This is a genomic window from Bacteroides sp. BFG-637 (genome assembly GCF_024793605.1).
Classification (GTDB): Bacteria; Bacteroidota; Bacteroidia; order Bacteroidales; family Bacteroidaceae; genus Bacteroides; species Bacteroides vicugnae.
Genome location: NZ_JANUPD010000002.1, coordinates 5,166,520 through 5,185,785, shown reverse-complemented (window position 1 = coordinate 5,185,785; position 19,266 = coordinate 5,166,520). Strand labels below are relative to the sequence as shown.

12 protein-coding genes and 6 tRNA genes are annotated in these 19,266 nt (G+C 42.6%); 16 read left to right on the top strand and 2 right to left on the bottom strand.

The features are described from left to right. Positions 1–4: 4 nt before the first annotated feature. The 5 genes from NXX38_RS20290 (at position 5) to NXX38_RS20270 (ending at position 10,825) form a co-directional block, all read left to right on the top strand. The gene (locus NXX38_RS20290) at positions 5–1,630 is read left to right on the top strand and encodes an O-antigen ligase family protein (RefSeq protein WP_195649587.1); all 1,626 of its coding nucleotides are present in this window, start codon (positions 5–7) and stop codon (positions 1,628–1,630) included. 14 nt (positions 1,631–1,644) lie between these two features. Further along, complete coding sequence (locus NXX38_RS20285) at positions 1,645–2,736, top strand: efflux RND transporter periplasmic adaptor subunit (RefSeq protein WP_195649586.1); 1,092 nt, start codon at positions 1,645–1,647, stop codon at positions 2,734–2,736. A gap of 100 nt (positions 2,737–2,836) precedes the next feature. After that, the gene (locus tag NXX38_RS20280) at positions 2,837–5,929 is read left to right on the top strand and encodes an efflux RND transporter permease subunit (protein ID WP_258980849.1); all 3,093 of its coding nucleotides are present in this window, start codon (positions 2,837–2,839) and stop codon (positions 5,927–5,929) included. Positions 5,930–5,952: 23 nt separating this feature from the next. Next, positions 5,953–7,461 (top strand): TolC family protein, encoded by a 1,509-nt coding sequence (locus NXX38_RS20275; RefSeq protein ID WP_195649584.1) that lies wholly within the window; start codon positions 5,953–5,955, stop codon positions 7,459–7,461. A gap of 118 nt (positions 7,462–7,579) precedes the next feature. Next, complete coding sequence (locus NXX38_RS20270) at positions 7,580–10,825, top strand: efflux RND transporter permease subunit (protein ID WP_258980846.1); 3,246 nt, start codon at positions 7,580–7,582, stop codon at positions 10,823–10,825. Positions 10,826–10,875: 50 nt separating this feature from the next. Here the strand turns inward: NXX38_RS20270 and NXX38_RS20265 are convergent, their stop codons facing one another. Then, positions 10,876–11,433 carry an NAD(P)H-dependent oxidoreductase gene (locus NXX38_RS20265; RefSeq protein ID WP_258980844.1) on the bottom strand — a complete coding sequence of 186 codons (558 nt, stop codon included), beginning with the start codon at positions 11,431–11,433 and terminating at the stop codon, positions 10,876–10,878. A 176-nt stretch (positions 11,434–11,609) separates the two neighbouring features. Here NXX38_RS20265 and nspC point away from each other — a divergent pair, with 176 nt between their 5' ends. The 9 genes from nspC (at position 11,610) to nagA (NXX38_RS20220) (ending at position 16,034) form a co-directional block, all read left to right on the top strand. Beyond that, positions 11,610–12,749 carry a carboxynorspermidine decarboxylase gene (gene nspC / locus NXX38_RS20260; protein WP_195649582.1) on the top strand — a complete coding sequence of 380 codons (1,140 nt, stop codon included), beginning with the start codon at positions 11,610–11,612 and terminating at the stop codon, positions 12,747–12,749. Positions 12,750–12,867: 118 nt separating this feature from the next. Next, a tRNA-Gly gene (locus NXX38_RS20255) sits at positions 12,868–12,940 on the top strand. 34 nt (positions 12,941–12,974) lie between these two features. Continuing rightward, positions 12,975–13,056 (top strand) — tRNA-Leu (locus NXX38_RS20250). Positions 13,057–13,079: 23 nt separating this feature from the next. Beyond that, positions 13,080–13,163, top strand: a tRNA-Leu gene (locus NXX38_RS20245). A gap of 19 nt (positions 13,164–13,182) precedes the next feature. Further along, a tRNA-Gly gene (locus NXX38_RS20240) sits at positions 13,183–13,255 on the top strand. Positions 13,256–13,287: 32 nt separating this feature from the next. Further along, positions 13,288–13,369, top strand: a tRNA-Leu gene (locus tag NXX38_RS20235). A gap of 37 nt (positions 13,370–13,406) precedes the next feature. Continuing rightward, a tRNA-Gly gene (locus NXX38_RS20230) sits at positions 13,407–13,482 on the top strand. A gap of 188 nt (positions 13,483–13,670) precedes the next feature. Next, positions 13,671–14,837: an N-acetylglucosamine-6-phosphate deacetylase gene (nagA, locus tag NXX38_RS20225; protein ID WP_258980842.1), complete on the top strand. Its 1,167-nt coding sequence runs from the start codon at positions 13,671–13,673 to the stop codon at positions 14,835–14,837. Positions 14,838–14,858: 21 nt separating this feature from the next. Next, positions 14,859–16,034 carry an N-acetylglucosamine-6-phosphate deacetylase gene (gene nagA, locus NXX38_RS20220; protein WP_258980841.1) on the top strand — a complete coding sequence of 392 codons (1,176 nt, stop codon included), beginning with the start codon at positions 14,859–14,861 and terminating at the stop codon, positions 16,032–16,034. Between the two features lie 240 nt (positions 16,035–16,274). Here nagA (NXX38_RS20220) and NXX38_RS20215 read toward each other — a convergent pair whose 3' ends face one another. After that, complete coding sequence (locus NXX38_RS20215) at positions 16,275–16,637, bottom strand: co-chaperone YbbN (RefSeq protein WP_004295721.1); 363 nt, start codon at positions 16,635–16,637, stop codon at positions 16,275–16,277. 235 nt (positions 16,638–16,872) lie between these two features. Here NXX38_RS20215 and NXX38_RS20210 point away from each other — a divergent pair, with 235 nt between their 5' ends. Together NXX38_RS20210 and NXX38_RS20205 are read left to right on the top strand one after the other, a co-directional pair. Beyond that, positions 16,873–18,138, top strand: a complete 1,266-nt coding sequence (locus NXX38_RS20210; protein WP_148366948.1) for a TolC family protein — start codon at positions 16,873–16,875, stop codon at positions 18,136–18,138. A gap of 22 nt (positions 18,139–18,160) precedes the next feature. Then, a complete protein-coding gene (locus NXX38_RS20205) occupies positions 18,161–19,255 on the top strand; it encodes an efflux RND transporter periplasmic adaptor subunit (protein ID WP_258980840.1) in 1,095 nt (364 codons plus the stop codon). The last annotated feature ends 11 nt before the right edge of the window (positions 19,256–19,266 follow it).

Sequence of the window (19,266 nt, the reverse complement as noted above, 5' to 3'; positions counted from 1 at the left end):
ATTGATGCGGATGACACAGAAGAATATGGCGGATGTAATAACTCTTACAGGAGTTGCGGCAATCTTGAGCGTAGTAGTTTTTGCTACTTCGAATGATATTCCTGTCGGTGAAATGGCATATCAAATACTATGGTTGGGACGCATGACTTTTGTTTTTGTCGTTTGCTGTCTATTATCCTTTTGTCTGAATAGAAAAAACTATTTGTCTTTTCCAACCATCGTGACATGGGTATTGATTATATTGGGAGGAATGGAAGCTATCTGGGGATTGAGGCAGATATATGGCTTGGCTGTTTCCAATCACTCTTTATATGCACTTACGGGCTCTTTCTATAATCCGGGACCTTATTCGGGATATTTGGCGATGATATTCCCGCTTTGCCTGTATGAATGGCTAAATTTGAAAGAAAAAACAGAACGTACATGGGGAGAACAGGGGGAATATTATATGGCATTGGGAGTGATGCTGTTGATTCTTTGTGTACTACCTGCCGGAATGAGCCGTTCGGCTTGGATTGCTGCCATTATATCGGGTGTATGGGTATATGGGATGCACGCTTCATGGGGAAGCAAATTAAAGGAGATTAGAGAGAGAGATAAAAGAAAGGTAGGACTGGTTTGTATCGCAGGCGGTGTTATAATCATAATGATTGGTTACGCACTTTTCCAACTGAAAGCCACTTCCGCCAACGGACGCTTGTTCATGTGGAAAGTCAGCACTCTTACTATTGCCGAAAGTCCCGTTATCGGACATGGAACTGGGAATTTTGTTTCGGCCTATGGCAGAGCGCAGGAAGATTATTTCGCCAACGGAGAATATTCGGAAACGGAAGAATTGGTGGCAGGAAGTCCGGAATATGCTTTTAATGAATATCTGCAAGTAGCAGTGGAATATGGGATTCCTTTCTTATTAGTTGTCTCTTTAGTTATTGGATTTTGTCTTTGGAAGGGGAGCAGTGAAGGAAGAATAGGTCTTTGTGGGAGTGTAATTTCTGTTATGGTATTTGCCTTTTCCTCTTATCCGATACAGATTCCTGGATTTGCAGTGACATTTTATTTTTTATTGGCGGCTTGTGTTATCGGGCGTTCAAAGATAATACTATTATTTTTTGTTTCGCTGATGGTCCTATTGGGAGCGTATTATTGGAAAAACAACCAATATGATGCGTGTAAGGACTGGCATCGTGGTAAGATGCTCTATAATATAGGGGCTTACCAGTCAGCTAAAGAAGACTACGAGAAGTTATATCCCGAATTAGCAAATCGTGGAGCATTTCTTTTTGAATACGGATATTCTCTGCATAAATTGAAAGAATATGATAACTCGACAAGGATATTGGAGGAAGCGATGACACACAGTAATGATCCCATGATTCTGAATATTATCGGCAAGAATTATCAGGCATCAGGAGATTATGAGCAAGCGGAAGAATACCTGATTCGGTCTACGCACCGGCTTCCGGGGCGGATTTATCCCTATTATCTGTTGGCGAAACTTTATGCGGAGCCAAAATATCGGCAACCTGAAAAATTAAAATATGTTGCTGAAATAGTGTTGACGAAAGAACCGAAAGTGCAGTCTACGGCAGTCAGAGAAATGAGAGAAGAAGTAAAGAAATTATTGAAATAAAAGAACCAATAAATATGAAGAAACACGATTGTATATGGTTACTGTTATGTTTGGCATTAGGAGCAAACACCTCTTGCTCTGGTAAGAAAAATAGTGCTGATGAACAGGAGAAAGGAGTGACTACCGTTCTTCCTGACACAAAGAATGAAGTTACTACCCAAATTCTGAAGAAGCGGAATTTTGACCATGAACTGGTAAGCAACGGAAAGGTGAATGCCCGCAGTAAAGCCGATTTGCGCTTTGAAACGGGCGAAGTCATTGCCCGTATTTATGTGAAGAATGGCGACCGTGTACATAAAGGGCAGAAACTGGCGGAATTGGACAGATTTCGTCTGGAGCAGAAACTGTCCCAGGCGGAAGACGCTCTGTTGAAAGCTGAGCTAGAATTGAAAGATGTACTCATCGGGCAGGGATATACGCCGGATGATTTCAGCAAGGTTCCTGTGGAGACAATGAAGATTGCGAAAGTGAAGAGCGGTTACGAGCAGTCGAAATCCCAGTACGAACTGGCAAAAAGGGAGACGGAGCATGCGACGCTTGCCGCGCCTTTTGACGGGGTGGTGGCTAATCTTTTTTCAAAGCCTTATAATCCGGCCAATACCTCGGAAGTATTCTGTACTATTCTTGATACCAAAGGAATGGAAGCTGAATTTACCGTATTGGAGAATGAACTTGCCTTTATTAAAAAAGGTGATAAGGTGACGGTCATTCCTTATGCCGGGGGAAGCTCGTCTGAGGGTAGGGTATCTGAAGTCAATCCGTTGGTGGATACCAATGGAATGGTGAAGGTGAAGGCTGACGTAAACGGTGAAGGCAGGCTGTTCAGCGGTATGAATGTGAGGGTCAGTGTCAGGCGGAATCTGGGTGAACAGTTGGTGATTCCCAAGACGGCTGTGGTACTGCGCTCCGGCAAGCAGGTGGTGTTCACATTGAAAGAAGGCAAGGCTATGTGGAACTATGTGCATACGGGACTGGAGAACGCAACGGAATACATCGTTTCTGATAAATCCCGGAAAGGTGTTGAAGACGGTTTATTGGAAGGAGACACGGTTATTGTGACCGGAAACCTGAATCTGGCGCATGAAGCGGAAGTAAATGTAAGATAATCAAAAAGGCACGGATTACACGGATTTCACGGTTTTAGAATTGTGATAGCATAAAGCAACAGCGTAATCCGTGTAATCCGTGACTAAAACTAAAGTAAGCATGATAAAATTTTTAATCCGGCGTCCTATCGCCGTATTGATGGCGTTCACCGCCTGTTTTATAATCGGTCTGGTGACTTATTCCACACTGTCGGTATCGCTGCTTCCGAATATCGCCATTCCGGAGATTACCGTACAAGTGTCTGCCGCGAATACATCCGCCCGCGAACTGGAAAACACGATTGTGAAACCTTTGCGCAGCCAACTGATTCAAGTTTCCACTTTGAAAGACATTCATAGCGAATCAAGGGACGGGGCGGGCATCATCCGCCTGTCTTTTGAGTTCGGCACTAATACGGACCTTGCTTTTATCGAGGTCAATGAGAAGATAGACGCTGCGATGAACTATCTCCCCAAGGAAACGGAACGTCCGAAAGTAATCAAGGCGAGCGCAACGGATATTCCCGTGTTCTACCTGAATCTGACTTTGAAGAATGACAGTGCTTATAGTACTGCTACCACGGGACAGCAATCCTTTCTTGACTTGTGTGAATTTGCCGAATCGGTTATCAAGCGCCGGATAGAGCAGCTTGAAGAAGTGGCTATGGTGGACGTGACCGGACTGGTGGAACGTCAGGTACAGATTGTGCCCGATGAGGACAAGCTTGCCATGATGGGACTTGCCATCGAGGATATTGAGTCCGCCCTGTCGTCCAACAATGTAGAACCGGGCAGTATGACGGTACGTGACGGGTACTATGAATATAATATCAAATTCTCGACATTACTGCGTACGGCGGAAGATGTGGAAAATATCTATCTGCGTAAGGGCGACCGCATTGTGCAGTTAAAGGATTTCTGCAAGGTCAATATCGTGCCTGTGAAAGAGAAGGGCGTGTCCTTATCGAACGGAAAGCGTGCGGTGACACTGGCTGTCATCAAGCAGGCGGATGAGAATATGGACAAGATGAAGAACTCCTTGGTAGGGACGATGGAGCATTTTAGGCGGTTATATCCTGATATTGACTTCAATATCAGTCGCAACCAGACGGAGCTACTGGACTACACCATCTCAAATCTGCAACAGAATCTTACTTTAGGTTTTTTCTTTATCTGTCTGGTAGCTGTCCTGTTTTTGGGAGATGTGAAATCTCCGTTGGTGATCGGACTTAGTATGGTGGTTTCTATCGTGATTAGTTTTGTTTTCTTCTATCTGTGCAATATGTCCCTGAATATCATCTCGCTTGCCGGATTAATTCTGGCATTGGGTATGATGATTGACAGTTCGATCATTGTGACCGAAAATATTTCACAATACCGGGAACGGGGATATTCATTGCGCCGCGCCTGTATAACAGGGACAAGTGAAGTGGTGACACCCATGTTGAGTTCTTCCCTGACTACCATTTCTGTATTTGCTCCCTTGATTTTTATGAGTGGTATTGCCGGAGCTATTTTCTATGATCAGGCCTTTTCGGTTACAGTGGGACTGATGGTTTCGTATTTTACCGGTATTATGCTTCTTCCGGTGCTTTATCTGCTGGTTTATCGGACAGGTATTCATACCCGGAAATGGAAATGGCTTTCTTTTAAATTTAATAATCCGATAAAGGATCATACATTGGATCGATTCTATGATGCCGGTGTGGATTGGGTGTTCTGTCACAAAACATTTAGTGTATTGTTTTGTATTATCTCTATTCCGCTTTGTGTATTCTTCTTTTTCTTTATAGACAAGCAGCGGATGCCTGATATAGAAGAGAATGAATTGATCGCCCGAATCGAGTGGAATGAAAATATTCATGTGGATGAAAACAGGCGGCGTGTGGATGAGCTTTTTAAGGATTTAAAAGAACAGGTATTGGAGCACACGGCATCGGTTGGCAGACAGGATTTTCTTCTGAATCGTGAAAGGGAACTTTCTTCTTCCGAAGCAGAACTCTATTTCCGAACGGAGACATCAGAAACAATCAATCCTTTGCAGCAGGAAATATATCATAAACTGAAAGAAGATTATCCGCTTTCCGTTATTTCTTTCTCTCCACCGGAGACGGTATTTGAGAAGCTTTTTGTAACGGGAGAACCGGATATCATAGCCGAATTTTACACCCGTAATAAGGCAAAAGCACCGGAAGCGGGAGATATCCGGATGCTGGAACAGGAGTTATTCCGAAGAACGGGAATCGCTCCTACAGGTATTGCTTTTGAAAATCAGTTGAACCTAAGTATCAATAAGGAAAAGCTACTGCTTTACCGTGTTGCTTACAATGAACTTTATCGAGTCTTGAAAACTGCTTTCCGGGAAAATAGTGTGACTATGCTGCATTCCTACCAGCAATATCTTCCGATTAACGTTGCGGGCAGTGAGAAGACTGTGAATGAAATATTACAGGAAACATTGATACAGACTGAACCGGACAATAAAGGCAACAGAGAGTATATTCCACTCCGGGAGCTGGTGACGGTCACTCCTGCCGAAGACTTGAAGAGTATTGCTGCCGGACGTAACGGGGAATATATCCCTTTTGATTTTTACGGTGTATCGGACGGGAACAAACTCATAAGAGAGGTGAAACAAACAGCGGAAGAAATGAAGGATTGGGATACCGGTTTTTCCGGCAGTTTCTTTTCCAATAGCGAGATGCTGGATGAATTGGTGGTAATCTTATTTATTTCGTTGTTGCTGATGTATTTTATTCTTGCCGCACAGTTTGAAAGTTTTTTGCAGCCTTTGCTTGTTCTGGCGGAGATACCGATTGACCTTGCATTTGCCTTGCTTTTGCTTTGGATTTGTGGACATACGCTGAATTTAATGTCTGCTATCGGACTTATTGTTACCTGTGGTATCGTAATCAATGACTCTATTCTGAAACTGGATGCTATTAATGAATTACGTAAGGAAGGTGTCCCGCTATTAGAAGCTATACATGAAGCTGGCCGAAGACGTTTACGACCGATCATCATGACTTCATTGACTACAATATTCGCAATGGTACCGCTGCTTTTTTCTTCGGATATGGGTTCGGAATTGCAAAAACCTCTGTCTATTGCTATGATAGGAACGATGTCGATTGGTACGGCGGTGAGTCTGTTTATCATACCGTTGCTTTACTGGTTTATTTACCGGAACAAGAAAATAAATATTAGGTATTAAGTATTAGTCCAAAAATGAGAGTTATGAATAGATTAAAGAAAAGAATTCCCGTTTTCCTCTGTGCCCTCTGTGTCCTCTGTGGTGAATCCCAGCTTCGAGCACAGAAACACCTGGTATTGGATTTGAACCGGACTATTTCTCTTGCCAACGACAGTTCGTTGGAGTCCTTCCGTACGCAGAATATGTATTTATCCGGTTATTGGGAATACAGGACTTACCGGGCAAATCGTTTGCCTAGTCTGACACTGGATGTTACTCCGGCACAATATAACCGGGATATAACGAAACGATACGATTCGGGACAGGATTTGGATGTATATCGTACGCAACAGTCTTACTATGCTTATGGAGGGTTGAGTGTGAAACAGAACTTTGATTTGACTGGAGGTACATTCTATCTGGAATCGAATCTTGCCTATATGCGTAATTTCGGAGGGAACAGTGCGACACAGTTTACGAGCGTCCCTATACGAATTGGATATTCACAAAGTTTAGTGGGATATAATTCCTTTAAATGGGAACGGAAGATAGAGCCGTTAAAATACGAACGTGTAAAAAAGGAATTTCTCTATAATGTGGAAAAAGTGTCGGAAACTGCTACTAATTATTTTTTCTCTCTGGCTATGGCACAGGCGGAATATAATCTAGCCAAAGAAAATCTGGCTTCTACGGATACGTTGTATCGCATTGGGCAACAGCGTCATCGAATTGCGGCTATTTCGCAGGCTGATTTGTTGACGTTGAAGCTGGATCGTGTGAATGCGCAGAATACATTACAGAATAAAGCGAGTGACCTGAAACGGGCTATGTTCTCACTGGCATCTTTCCTCAATCTGGATAAGAATACGCAAATTGAATTAAAACTTCCTTCCCGTCCGGAAAGGATGGAAATTCCGATAGATGAGGCTTTGAAGTGGGGTAGGAATAATAACCCGCAATTGTTGGGCCTGAAACAGAATGTACTTGAAGCGGAACGAAGTGTGGATAAGACAAAAAAGGAATCTCGCTTTAATGCAAGTGTGAATGCAAGTATTGGCTTCAACCAGGTGGCGGATAACTTCGGGGATGTGTATCATAAGCCGATGCAGCAGGATTTGGTGGCAGTCAGTGTTTCTATTCCGCTACTGGACTGGGGTGTTCGCAAGGGAAAGTATAATATGGCGAGGAATAATCTGAATGTAGTGAAGATATCGGCACGTCAGGATGAGATAAGCATCGAGGAGGAAGTAATCATGACGGTAAGCGATTTTAATATCCAGCAGCAGTTGATAGCCAGTGCGGAAGAAGCGTTGGATCTGTCCATACTTGCTTACAATGAAACAAAACAGCGTTTTATTATCGGTAAAGCAGATATTAATAGTCTGACTCTTTCTCTCAACAGACAGCAACAGGCACAACGCAATTTTATCTCTGCCTTACAGAACTATTGGCTGAATTATTATAAGATACGAAGGCTCACTCTATTTGATTTTGCTTCGAAACTTTCGCTTTCGGACAGGTTTGATTTTGACGGAGGGAAGTTGATCAAATGATAATTTTAATTTAGGCACGGATTACACGGATTTCACGGTTTTCTGATATATGATTGTACAAAGCAACAGCGTAATCCGTGTAATCCGTGCCTAAAAATTCCCATTCATATAAATAATAATGCAAAATATAGATTCTGAAATAAAAAAGTCTTCAAAAGCCTCCGCTTTCACACTGATTGTGGCTTTTGTCTGTGTGGCATTGGTTGGGGTGGCGATTATTCCGTTGCTGCCTGTCAAACTGAATCCGTCACGCACATTACCCGGTTTCACGGTACGTTTCAGTATGCCGGGCACTTCGGCACGTGTGGTGGAAATGACGGCTACCAGTAAATTGGAGGCAATGCTCGCCCGTGTGAAAGGGATTCGGGGAATTTCTTCTACGTCAGGAAATGGATGGGGAAGCGTCAGTGTGAATCTGGATAAACATGTGGATGCGGCGGTTGCCCGTTTTGAGGCTTCTACTATTATTCGCCAGACATGGCCGGAACTGCCGGACGCGGTGAGCTATCCGTATATTCAGATGCATAGTCCGGGGCAGAGTAGTCAGGGACCTTTTATGGCATTTACGATCAATGCGCCCGCTACTCCTATCTTAATTCAGCAATATGCGGAGGAACATATAAAAACACGTCTTGCACAGATTCAGGGAATTTATAGGATTAATCTAAGTGGAGCTACTCCGATGGAGTGGAGATTGGAGTATGATTCAGAACAATTGCGTATACTTGGGGTAAGTACGGATGATATTCGTCAGGCCGTCCGGTTGCATTATCAGAAAGAATTTCTGGGTACTTATGATATGGAACAGGGAACTGCGGGCAGACAATGGATACGTCTGGCATTGGTTCCCGAGAATGAGATTCGGGAGTTTGATGCGGAGCAGATAAAGGTGAGAATGAAGGATGGTAAGATCATAGGTCTGAATGAGTTGGTAAAGGTTTCCCGCATGGAGGAACAACCTCAGAGCTATTACCGGATTAATGGGCTGAATTCGATCTATCTGTCGATTGTTGCAGAGGAAACGGCAAATCAACTGGCATTGAGTGAAAAGGTGAAGGCATCTATGGACGATATCCGGTTGTTACTTCCGGCAGGATATGAAATTCATGCCAGTTATGATGCAACGGAATTTATTCAGGAAGAACTGGGCAAAATCTATTTGCGTACAGGAATGACTGTAGCCATTTTGCTTCTGTTTGTATTGTTGATAACCTTCAGTCCTAAATATCTTTTTTTGATTGTGATTAGCTTGATTGTCAATATGACGATAGCTGTAATCCTTTATTATATATTCGGATTGGAAATGCAACTGTATTCGTTAGCTGGTATTACGGTCTCATTAAACCTGGTGATAGATAATACAATTGTAATGAGTGATCATTATCTGCGACGCAGAGACCGGAAGGCATTTATGTCTATTCTTGCAGCTACGTTGACAACAATGGGAGCCTTGGTTATCATTTTCTTTTTGGATGAGAAGATACGGCTTAATTTACAGGATTTTGCAGCAGTAGTCATTATAAATCTGGGGGTATCACTGCTGGTTGCCTTATTCTTTGTTCCTTCTCTGATTGATAAAATAGGATTGAAACGAAGAAAGAAGTCTTCTTTTTCAATAGTTAGATGGAGGATTGGGAATGTACATTTCTTTGTGTGGATGCGTTCAAGAATACGCCGGATTCCGGTTTATTTTAGCCGTTTTTACAGGTGGTTGATACAAGTTCTTTGCCGTTGGAGGGTGGCAGTGTGTATTTTGTTATTATTGGCATTCGGATTACCGGTATTTCTATTACCGGAAAAGATGAAAGGTGATGATAAATGGGCGACAGCTTATAATAAGACATTGGGTACTTCCACTTATAAGGAAAAGGTGAAACCAATAGTGGATAAGGCATTGGGCGGCACTTTGAGGTTATTTGTGCAAAAGGTGTATGAAGGAAGTTACTTTTCAAATAATGAAGAGGTAGTGCTTCACGCTAATGCCAATTTGCCGAATGGAAGTACACTTGAGCAGATGAATACACTGATTAAACGAATGGAGACTTATTTGAGTGAATTTAAAGAGATCAAGCAGTTCCAGACATCTGTGGAAAGTGCCTGCAGGGCATCTATTCATATCTATTTTACGAAAGAACACCAGAAAAGCGGTTTTCCTTATACATTGAAAGCTAATATGATTAGTAAAGCTCTTCAACTGGGAGGTGGAAATTGGAGCATATATGGCTTGCAGGACCAGGGATTCAGTAATGATGTACGTGAGAATGCGGGGTCTTTCCGGGTGAAGATGTATGGATATAATTATGATGAACTGTATGGTTGGGCTGAAGAGTTAAAAGCAAAGTTGTTGTCTCACCGTCGGATTAGAGAAGTGACAATCGGTTCTGATTTCTCTTGGTGGAAAGATGATTATATGGAATTCTATTTTAATCTGGATAAACAGCGAATGGCAGAGGAGGAGATTGGAGCCGGAAAGTTGTTTGCCGCTATCCATCCGATATATGGACGGAATATGGAAATTGGTTCAGTGATGGCGGAAGAGGGTACTGAAAAGATAAAGCTTTCTTCGCGTCAGTCGGTGGATAGGGATGTGTGGGCGATGCAGTTTTATCCTTTTCAAATAGGAGGGAGAGAATATAAGTTGTCGGAATTGGCAACTGTGGAAAAAGGGCAGATGCCGCAGGAAGTGGCCAAGGAGAATCAGCAGTATCGGTTATGCCTGCAATATGAGTATATCGGCTCTTCGGAACAGGGAAATAAACTACTGAAAAAGGATTTGGAAGAGTTTAATGAGATCCTTCCGATGGGATATACTGCTAAATCGGAAGATAATAACTGGTCATGGGGCGGAAAGGATAATAAACAATATCGCCTGCTTTTGATTGTGATTGCTATTATTTTCTTTATTACGAGTATTTTGTTCAATTCATTGAAACAGCCATTGGCAATAATCTTTGTGATTCCTGTATCTTATATCGGCGTGTTTCTGACATTCTATTGGTTCAAATTGAATTTCGATCAGGGAGGATTTGCTTCCTTTGTTTTGCTTTGTGGAATTACGGTAAATGCGAGCATTTATATCTTGAATGAATATAATTCCGTTCGTAAACGTTTTCCGCGTCTTTCACCGCTTCGGGCTTACGTGAAAGCCTGGAATACGAAAGTGATTCCTATCTTCCTGACGGTGACTTCTACCATTTTAGGATTCATTCCTTTTATGGTAGGTTTGGAGAAAGAAGGCTTTTGGTTTCCATTGGCAGCAGGCACTATCGGAGGATTGATAATGTCTGTAATCGGAGTATTTATTTTCCTGCCGGTGCTGACGTTGAAAAAGAAGTGGTTGATGATACCTAAAGCTAAGCTTTAGCACTTGTAAAGCGTAGCTTTAGATAGGATAAAGCTACGCTTTGTATAGTCTTACCAATTATTCCCGGCATTACTGCTACTGATAAGCATCTCCACACGTTGTTTATACAGGTTTGCTCCTTCAGCAATATTTTTCCCTGCGTCTGCCGTTCCCATTCCGTAAACAACAATAGGAGTTTGCCATGACATTCCCGAATGAATGGCACTAACCTGATAAGGACGTAATAATTCGTCCGTAGTGAAACGGTTTCTGCCGCCACTACGATAGGCTTCGTATTCGGACCCCGTAGTTGTTACTACTGTCAATGTCTTGCCGGCGACTGCCGGAGTCTTGGATAGGAAAGTAAAGACTTCATCCTGCCATTTCTTTAGCAATGACGGCGCAGACATCCAATAGAAAGGAAATTGATAGATGACAGCCGAGGCATCGGAAATGATTTTACTCCATTCATCTACATTGAAAGCGATTTCCTGCGACAGCTCGTAAAGATTGAAAACTGCCACCCCTTCCATGTCACTGACAGCATCAATTAATGCTTTGTTTGCTTGGGATCCCTTTATGTTTGGATGTGCCAGCAGAATCACTACTTTTCTTAAATCTTTATTCATATTCAATCAGGTATTTAGGATGATATAACTACTTATAGATTATAAAGGTGTAAAAATAAGAAAAAGTTCGCGAAAACCAATATCTTAATTAAAAATAAAACAATCCCTCTTTGCTTTTGAATTTGTATTTTTGCATTCACGTTCATAAGGCGTTATTTTAGATAATATTTTTATATATGATAGATTTTAATCAGTTCCCTTCTCCTTGTTACATCATGGAAGAAGAACTTTTAAGAAAGAACCTGTGTTTGATAAAAAGCGTAGCCGACAGGGCGGGAGTGGAGATCATCCTTGCTTTCAAGTCATTTGCCATGTGGCGTTCCTTCCCCATATTCCGTGAATATATAGATCATTCTACGGCAAGTTCGGTGTATGAAGCCCGTTTGGCATTGGAAGAGTTCGGCAGTAAGGCGCATACATATTCTCCTGCTTATACGGAACAGGATTTCCCGGAAATCATGCGTTGCAGCAGTCATATCACATTCAACTCAATGCAGCAGTTTGAACGTTTCTATCCGATGGTGGTTGCAGAAGGAAGCGGTATTTCTTGTGGTATCCGCGTAAATCCTGAATATTCGGAAGTGGAAACCGAACTTTATAATCCATGTGCACCCGGCACACGTTTTGGGATAACGGCCGATCTGCTCCCCGAAGCATTACCGCAAGGGATTGAAGGCTTTCATTGCCATTGTCACTGTGAATCTTCTTCTTATGAGTTGGAACGTACATTAGAACATCTCGAAGCTAAATTTGCCCGCTGGTTTTCACAGATCAAATGGTTGAATCTGGGTGGTGGACACCTGATGACCCGCAAAGACTATGATACTGATCATTTGATAAGACTGTTGCAAGGGTTAAAAGCACGTTATCCTCATTTGCGCATTATTCTGGAGCCCGGTTCGGCCTTTACCTGGCAGACGGGAGTGCTGACTTCCGAAGTAGTGGATATAGTGGAAAGTCGTGGCATCAAGACGGCAATTTTGAATGTAAGTTTCACTTGCCACATGCCTGACTGTCTGGAAATGCCATATCAACCTGCCGTGCGTGGTGCGGAAATGGGAAATGAAGGAAAATATATTTATCGTCTCGGAGGAAATTCCTGTTTGAGCGGTGATTATATGGGGCTGTGGAGCTTCGATCATGAGTTACAAATCGGAGAGCGTATTGTGTTCGAAGATATGATTCATTATACGATGGTCAAGACAAATATGTTTAACGGAATTCATCATCCTGCCATTGCCATCTGGACAAAAGAGGGGAAAGCTGAAATATACAAGCAATTTTCTTATGAAGATTATCGTGACCGAATGAGTTGATAATCAAAATGATTGTTTTGCGGTCGATGCAAAGTGAACAGATTTCTGTGAAAAAAGTAGGCAGAATGTTTGCAGGTTTACGGAAAATCCCTACCTTTGCAACCGCAAACGGAAAAATGCGGAAATAGCTCAGTTGGTAGAGCATAACCTTGCCAAGGTTAGGGTCGCGAGTTCGAGTCTCGTTTTCCGCTCATGTTTCTTTGAAATGTTGGAACAATAATCTTTGCCCAGGTGGCGGAATTGGTAGACGCGCACGTTTCAGGTGCGTGTGTCGAGAGGCATGCAGGTTCGAGTCCTGTTCTGGGCACAAAGGTTAAACTTTAAAATTATGGAGAGGTGGCGGAATTGGTAGACGCGCTACTTTGAGGGGGTAGTGACAGTTATGTCGTGGGAGTTCGAGTCTCCTTCTCTTCACAGTTTATAAAAGTGAAATGCGGAAATAGCTCAGTTGGTAGAGCATAACCTTGCCAAGGTTAGGGTCGCGAGTTCGAGTCTCGTTTTCCGCTCTTGTTTCTTTGAAATAATGGAACTAAGTTTTGCCCAGGTGGCGGAATTGGTAGACGCGCACGTTTCAGGTGCGTGTGTCGAGAGGCATGCAGGTTCGAGTCCTGTTCTGGGCACCCATCTTTCAGATTTCTGAATGACGAAATTTAGTTTGCGGAAATAGCTCAGTTGGTAGAGCATAACCTTGCCAAGGTTAGGGTCGCGAGTTCGAGTCTCGTTTTCCGCTCCATATAGAATGAGGTTGTCAGTCGATAAGATTGGCAACCTTTTTTTGTATAATATTGGAAGTTTACCGGACGATTTTAGCGATAGATTGAACGGAAAAATGTAATTTTGCAAACGAAAAAATCAATGTACTCCCCCAAAAAGAGCGTCATTGATTCACACAGACCTTTAATTAATTTAACTATTTGTGATATGTTAACACAGATCATTAATGCACGCATCCTCACTCCGCAAGGCTGGTTGAAGGATGGGTCAGTTCTTATTCGTGACAATAAAATTCTGGAAGTAACCAATTGTGACCTTGCAATTATCGGAGCCAAACTGATTGATGCCAAAGGAATGTATATTGTTTCGGGCGGTGTAGAAATCCATGTTCACGGTGGTGGTGGAAGAGACTTTATGGAAGGCACGGAAGAGGCTTTCCGGACAGCAATCAAAGCTCATATGCAGCATGGCACTACCAGTATTTTTCCTACTCTTTCTTCTTCTACCATTCCCATGATCCGTGCAGCTGCGGAAACTACTGAAAAAATGATGGCGGAGCCTAATAGCCCTGTGCTCGGGCTTCATCTGGAAGGACATTATTTCAATATGGCGATGGCAGGCGGACAAATTCCGGAAAATATCAAAGATCCCGATCCCGAAGAATATATTCCGTTGTTGGAAGAAACTCATTGTATCAAGCGTTGGGATGCCGCACCGGAACTTCCCGGAGCCATGCAATTTGGTAAATATATCACGGCGAAAGGGGTGTTGGCTTCGGTAGGACATACCCAGGCCGAGTTTGAGGATATACAGACAGCCTACGAGGCGGGATATACACATGCCACTCATTTTTATAATGCGATGCCGGGATTCCATAAACGGAAAGAGTACAAGTATGAAGGTACGGTAGAAAGTATTTATCTGATTGATGATATGACAGTGGAAGTGGTGGCAGACGGAATTCATGTGCCTCCAACAATCTTGCGCCTTGTTTACAAGATAAAAGGAGTGGAACGCACTTGCCTGATAACGGATGCATTGGCTTGTGCGGCCAGCGATAGTCAGGTGGCTTTTGATCCGCGTGTGATTATCGAGGACGGTGTATGTAAGCTGGCAGACCATTCAGCACTGGCGGGAAGTATTGCAACGATGGACCGCCTGATTCGTACCATGGTGCAGAAGGCGGAAATACCTTTGGAGGATGCCGTGCGCATGGCTTCCGAAACCCCTGCCCGGATCATGGGAGTACTCGACCGCAAAGGAACGCTGGAGCGTGGCAAGGATGCCGATATGATTGCTTTAGACAGAGACTTGAATGTGAGAGCTGTATGGGCAATGGGAGAACTGGTGGAAGGCACCAATAAACTGTTTTAAATCTGATAAATAACGAAAACTATGTTGACTCAAATAATAAACGGAAGAATATTGACCCCGCAAGGCTGGTTGAAAGATGGTTCCGTATTGATTTGTGATGGAAAAATATTAGAGGTGACCAACAGTGATTTGGCGGTTATCGGTGCAACGGTTATTGATGCCAGAGGGATGACGATTGTGCCCGGATTTGTAAGTATGCATGCACATGGAGGTGGCGGACATGATTATACGGAAGCAACGGAAGAAGCATTCCGCATGGCAACTACTGCACATCTGAAACATGGTGCTACCGGGATATTTCCTACATTATCATCTACCTCGTTCGAAAGAATCTATCAGGCTGTCGATGTCTGTGAAAACCTGATGAAAGAGAAGGATTCTCCTGTTCTCGGCCTGCATATCGAAGGTCCTTACCTGAATCCGAAGATGGCGGGAACACAATATGACGGTTTTCTGAAAACTCCGGATGAAAATGAATATATTCCTTTATTGGAGCATACCTCTTGTATCAGACGTTGGGACATCAGTCCTGAACTGCCCGGCGCGCATGATTTTGCAAAGTACACCCGTTCGAAAGGAATTATGACTGCCGTAACACATACGGAAGCCGAATATGATGATATCAAGGCTGCATATGCAGTGGGTTTCTCTCATGCTGCCCATTTTTACAATGCGATGCCGGGTTTCCACAAACGTCGTGAATATAAATATGAGGGTACGGTGGAGAGTGTATATTTGACGGATGGGATGACAGTGGAAGTGATTGCAGATGGTATTCACTTGCCTTCCACGATTCTAAAATTGGTTTATAAGTTGAAAGGTGTAGAGAATACGTGCCTCGTTACCGATGCTTTGGCTTATGCTGCTTATGAAGGGAACGAACCGATTGATCCTCGCTATATCATAGAGGACGGCGTATGTAAGATGGCAGATCATTCTGCACTGGCCGGTAGCTTGGCTACGATGGATGTATTGGTTCGCACCATGGTGAAGAAAGCGAATATACCTTTGGAAGATGCCGTGCGCATGGCTTCTGAAACTCCTGCCCGTTTAATTGGAGTGAGTGACCGGAAAGGGGCGTTGGCAAAGGGAAAGGATGCCGATATTGTGATTCTTGATAAGGAGCTGAATGTGCGATGTGTATGGTCGATGGGGAAGATTGTTCCGGGAACTGATATTCTGTTGCATAAAGAATAGTTGAAATAATCCCCAAAGAGGAGGGGCATAATGAATAATAAAACGCAGATTAACGCGAATTATCGCAGAAATAATTTTATAAGTCGTTGATTAATATATCAATATAAATGAAATAATCTGCGATAATTTGCGTTAATCTGCGTTTTGACACACTCCCTATATAAAAGCCAATGTTCTGTATGATATCAAAAGTCCGGCAGTTTATCATCATCAGAAGTTTCCCGGACTTTTAATGTATTTTTATTCTGAAAGTAAACTGGTTTCTATCAGTTCTTTCAATTGGTTTTTATTCATTGTACCTAATTTCATTGTCGGTTTGCCGTTCAGCGGGCAAAGTAACAGGTTGGGAATGGTGCGGATTTTAAATGCACTTTCCAATTCCGGTTCCTGATCGACGTCTACTTTATAAATATCTAATTTCCCTTCGTATTCTTTAGCCAGTTGGTCTAATATAGGCGATAACGCTTTGCAATAAACGCACCACGGAGCATGAAAATCGACCAGGCAAGGTTTATTCCCTTTGAAGTTCCAGTTGTCAGGATAAGATTGATAATCAGCTACTTTTTCTACAAAACTATCTTTGGTTAAATCTATTATTTTCATATCTTCTATTTTTAATGGTTCATTTCATTTTCTCTTCTGCAAAGATAGGGGAGTTGGGATGAAAGAAGGATAGCCATTTTTCCTGTTGTGTTTACAATTCTTCCTTTATAGCTATTTTCTAATCGAATTCTAATCTGATATGAGAGGCTTATAATCGCTTTTTCCCATCTCTCCGGTTACAGAATTGTAATTTTGCCACGACAACTACAATAAGGTAATAAAGATAAATAGAGTAATGAATAGAGTATTTCTAATTTCTTTTTTTCTTCTGTTGACAGGAGAAGTCTGTGCGCAACAAGTTACCACAGGAACATTAACCCTGAAAGAGGCGGAACAGCGTTTTCTGGAACGTAACTTATCGCTGATAGCCGAACGGTACAACATTGATGTGGCACAGGCACAAGTGCTGCAAGCCAAATTATTTGAGAATCCGGTAATCTCGTTGGAACAGAATGTCTATAACCGACTGAACGGGAAGTATTTTGATTTTGGTAAGGAGGGCGAAGCGGTTGTGGAGATTGAACAGGTGATTCATCTTGCCGGACAGCGAAATAAACAGGTGAAGCTGGAGAAAATCAATAAGGAAATAGCGGAATATCAGTTTGAAGAGGTGATGAGGACACTTCGACAGGAATTGAATGAGAAGTTCGTACAAGTCTATTTTCTTTCGAAATCCATATCTATTTACGAGAAAGAAGTGAACTCTCTGCAAGAGTTACTTGCCGGAATGAAACAGCAACAGGAGAAAGGAAATATTTCGTTGATGGAAATGTCCCGTCTGGAATCTATGCTGTTCTCTTTGAAAAAAGAGAAGAACGAACGGGAAAACGAGTTGCTGACCCTTAGAGGGGAACTCAATGTCTTGTTAAATCTTCCGGGAGATACTGTGATTAAGCTATCGCTGGATGAAGAAGTGTTAAAACAATTGGATCTGTCTCAATTATCGTTTGCCGACTTGAAAGCGATGGTGAATGAGCGTCCGGATCTCAAGATTGCCCGGAGCATGGTAAGTGCTTCCCGTGCGAACTTGAAATTGCAGAAATCGATGGCATTTCCGGAATTCTCGGTGAAAGGTAGTTATGACCGTGTCGGAAACTTTATCAATGACTATTTTGCAATAGGAGTGAGCCTGTCAGTGCCTATTTTCAACCGCAACCAGGGAAATATTAAAGCTGCCCGTTTTAGTATCCGGCAGGCGGGAGCGGAACAGGAAAATGCGGCTAACCATGCGGATATGGAGCTTTATACCGCTTATGCTTCACTGGATAAAGCTGTTCAACTTTATCAATCTACCCATATGGAACTGGAACGTAACTTCGAAAAACTGATAGAAGGAGTGAATGAAAACTTTAAGAAACGGAATATCAGTTTGTTGGAGTTTATCGATTACTATGACAGCTATAAAGAAACTTGTATTCAGCTACATGAAATAAAGAAAGACGTTTTCCTGGCGATGGAAAACTTGAATACAACTATCGGACAAACCATATTGAACTACTAATATTCATAAATTATCAAAGACTATGAACTGGAATAAATTCCTTCCTTGCATATTGCTTACTACCGTATTGGGAGCATGCTCCGGTAAAGGAGAACAAACGAATGTTGAACCGACTGCCTTATGCCTGACAGATAGCTTGTTGAGAATTGTATCTGTCGATACGGTTCACGTTCAAGAGGTGATTGATGAACTGACATTGAACGGACGGGTGACGTTTAATGAGAATCAGGTGGCACATGTATATCCGATGTTTGGAGGTACGGTAACGGAACTGAAGGCTGAAATAGGAGACTTTGTTCGTAAGGGAGAGGTATTGGCAGTCATCCGCAGTGGAGAAGTGGCAGATTATGAAAAGCAATTGAAGGAGGCGGAACAACAGTTATTGCTGGCACGCAGAAATATGGATGCCATGCAGGATATGTATGCTTCCGGCATGACCTCGGATAAAGATGTACTTCAGGCGAAGCAGGAGTTGACAAGTGCCGAAGCCGAAGAAAGAAGAATAAAGGATATTTTCTCTATTTATAATTTCTCTGGAAATGCTTATTATCAGTTGAAATCTCCCGTTTCGGGGTTTATTGTAGAGAAACGAATCAGCAGGGATATGCAGTTGCGTCCGGATCAGGGCGAAGAGCTGTTCACGATTTCGGGGTTGTCAGATGTATGGGTGATGGCGGATGTGTATGAAAGCGATATCAGTAAGGTTTCTGAAAGTGCTTCCGTACGCATTTCTACGTTGGCTTATCCGGATAAGATGTTTGCCGGTACGATTGATAAGGTGTATCATTTGCTGAACAGTGAAAGTAAAACGATGAATGTCCGTATCAAATTAAAGAATGAAGAGTATTTGTTGAAACCGGGGATGTTTACGAATGTAAGTGTGAAATGTAAAGCGGATGGAACTTCCATGCCCCGTATCGATGCTCATGCACTGGTATTTGAAGGAGGAAAGAATTATGTGGTCGTGGTGGAGCCGGATGAGCGTTTGCAGGTGAAAGAGGTGGATGTGTACAAGCAGTTGAGCAAGGAGTGCTATATCCGTTCCGGACTTTCCGAGGGAGACAGAGTGCTGAATAATAATGTATTGTTGGTATATAATGCGTTGAATGCAGATTAAAAACAGAAAAT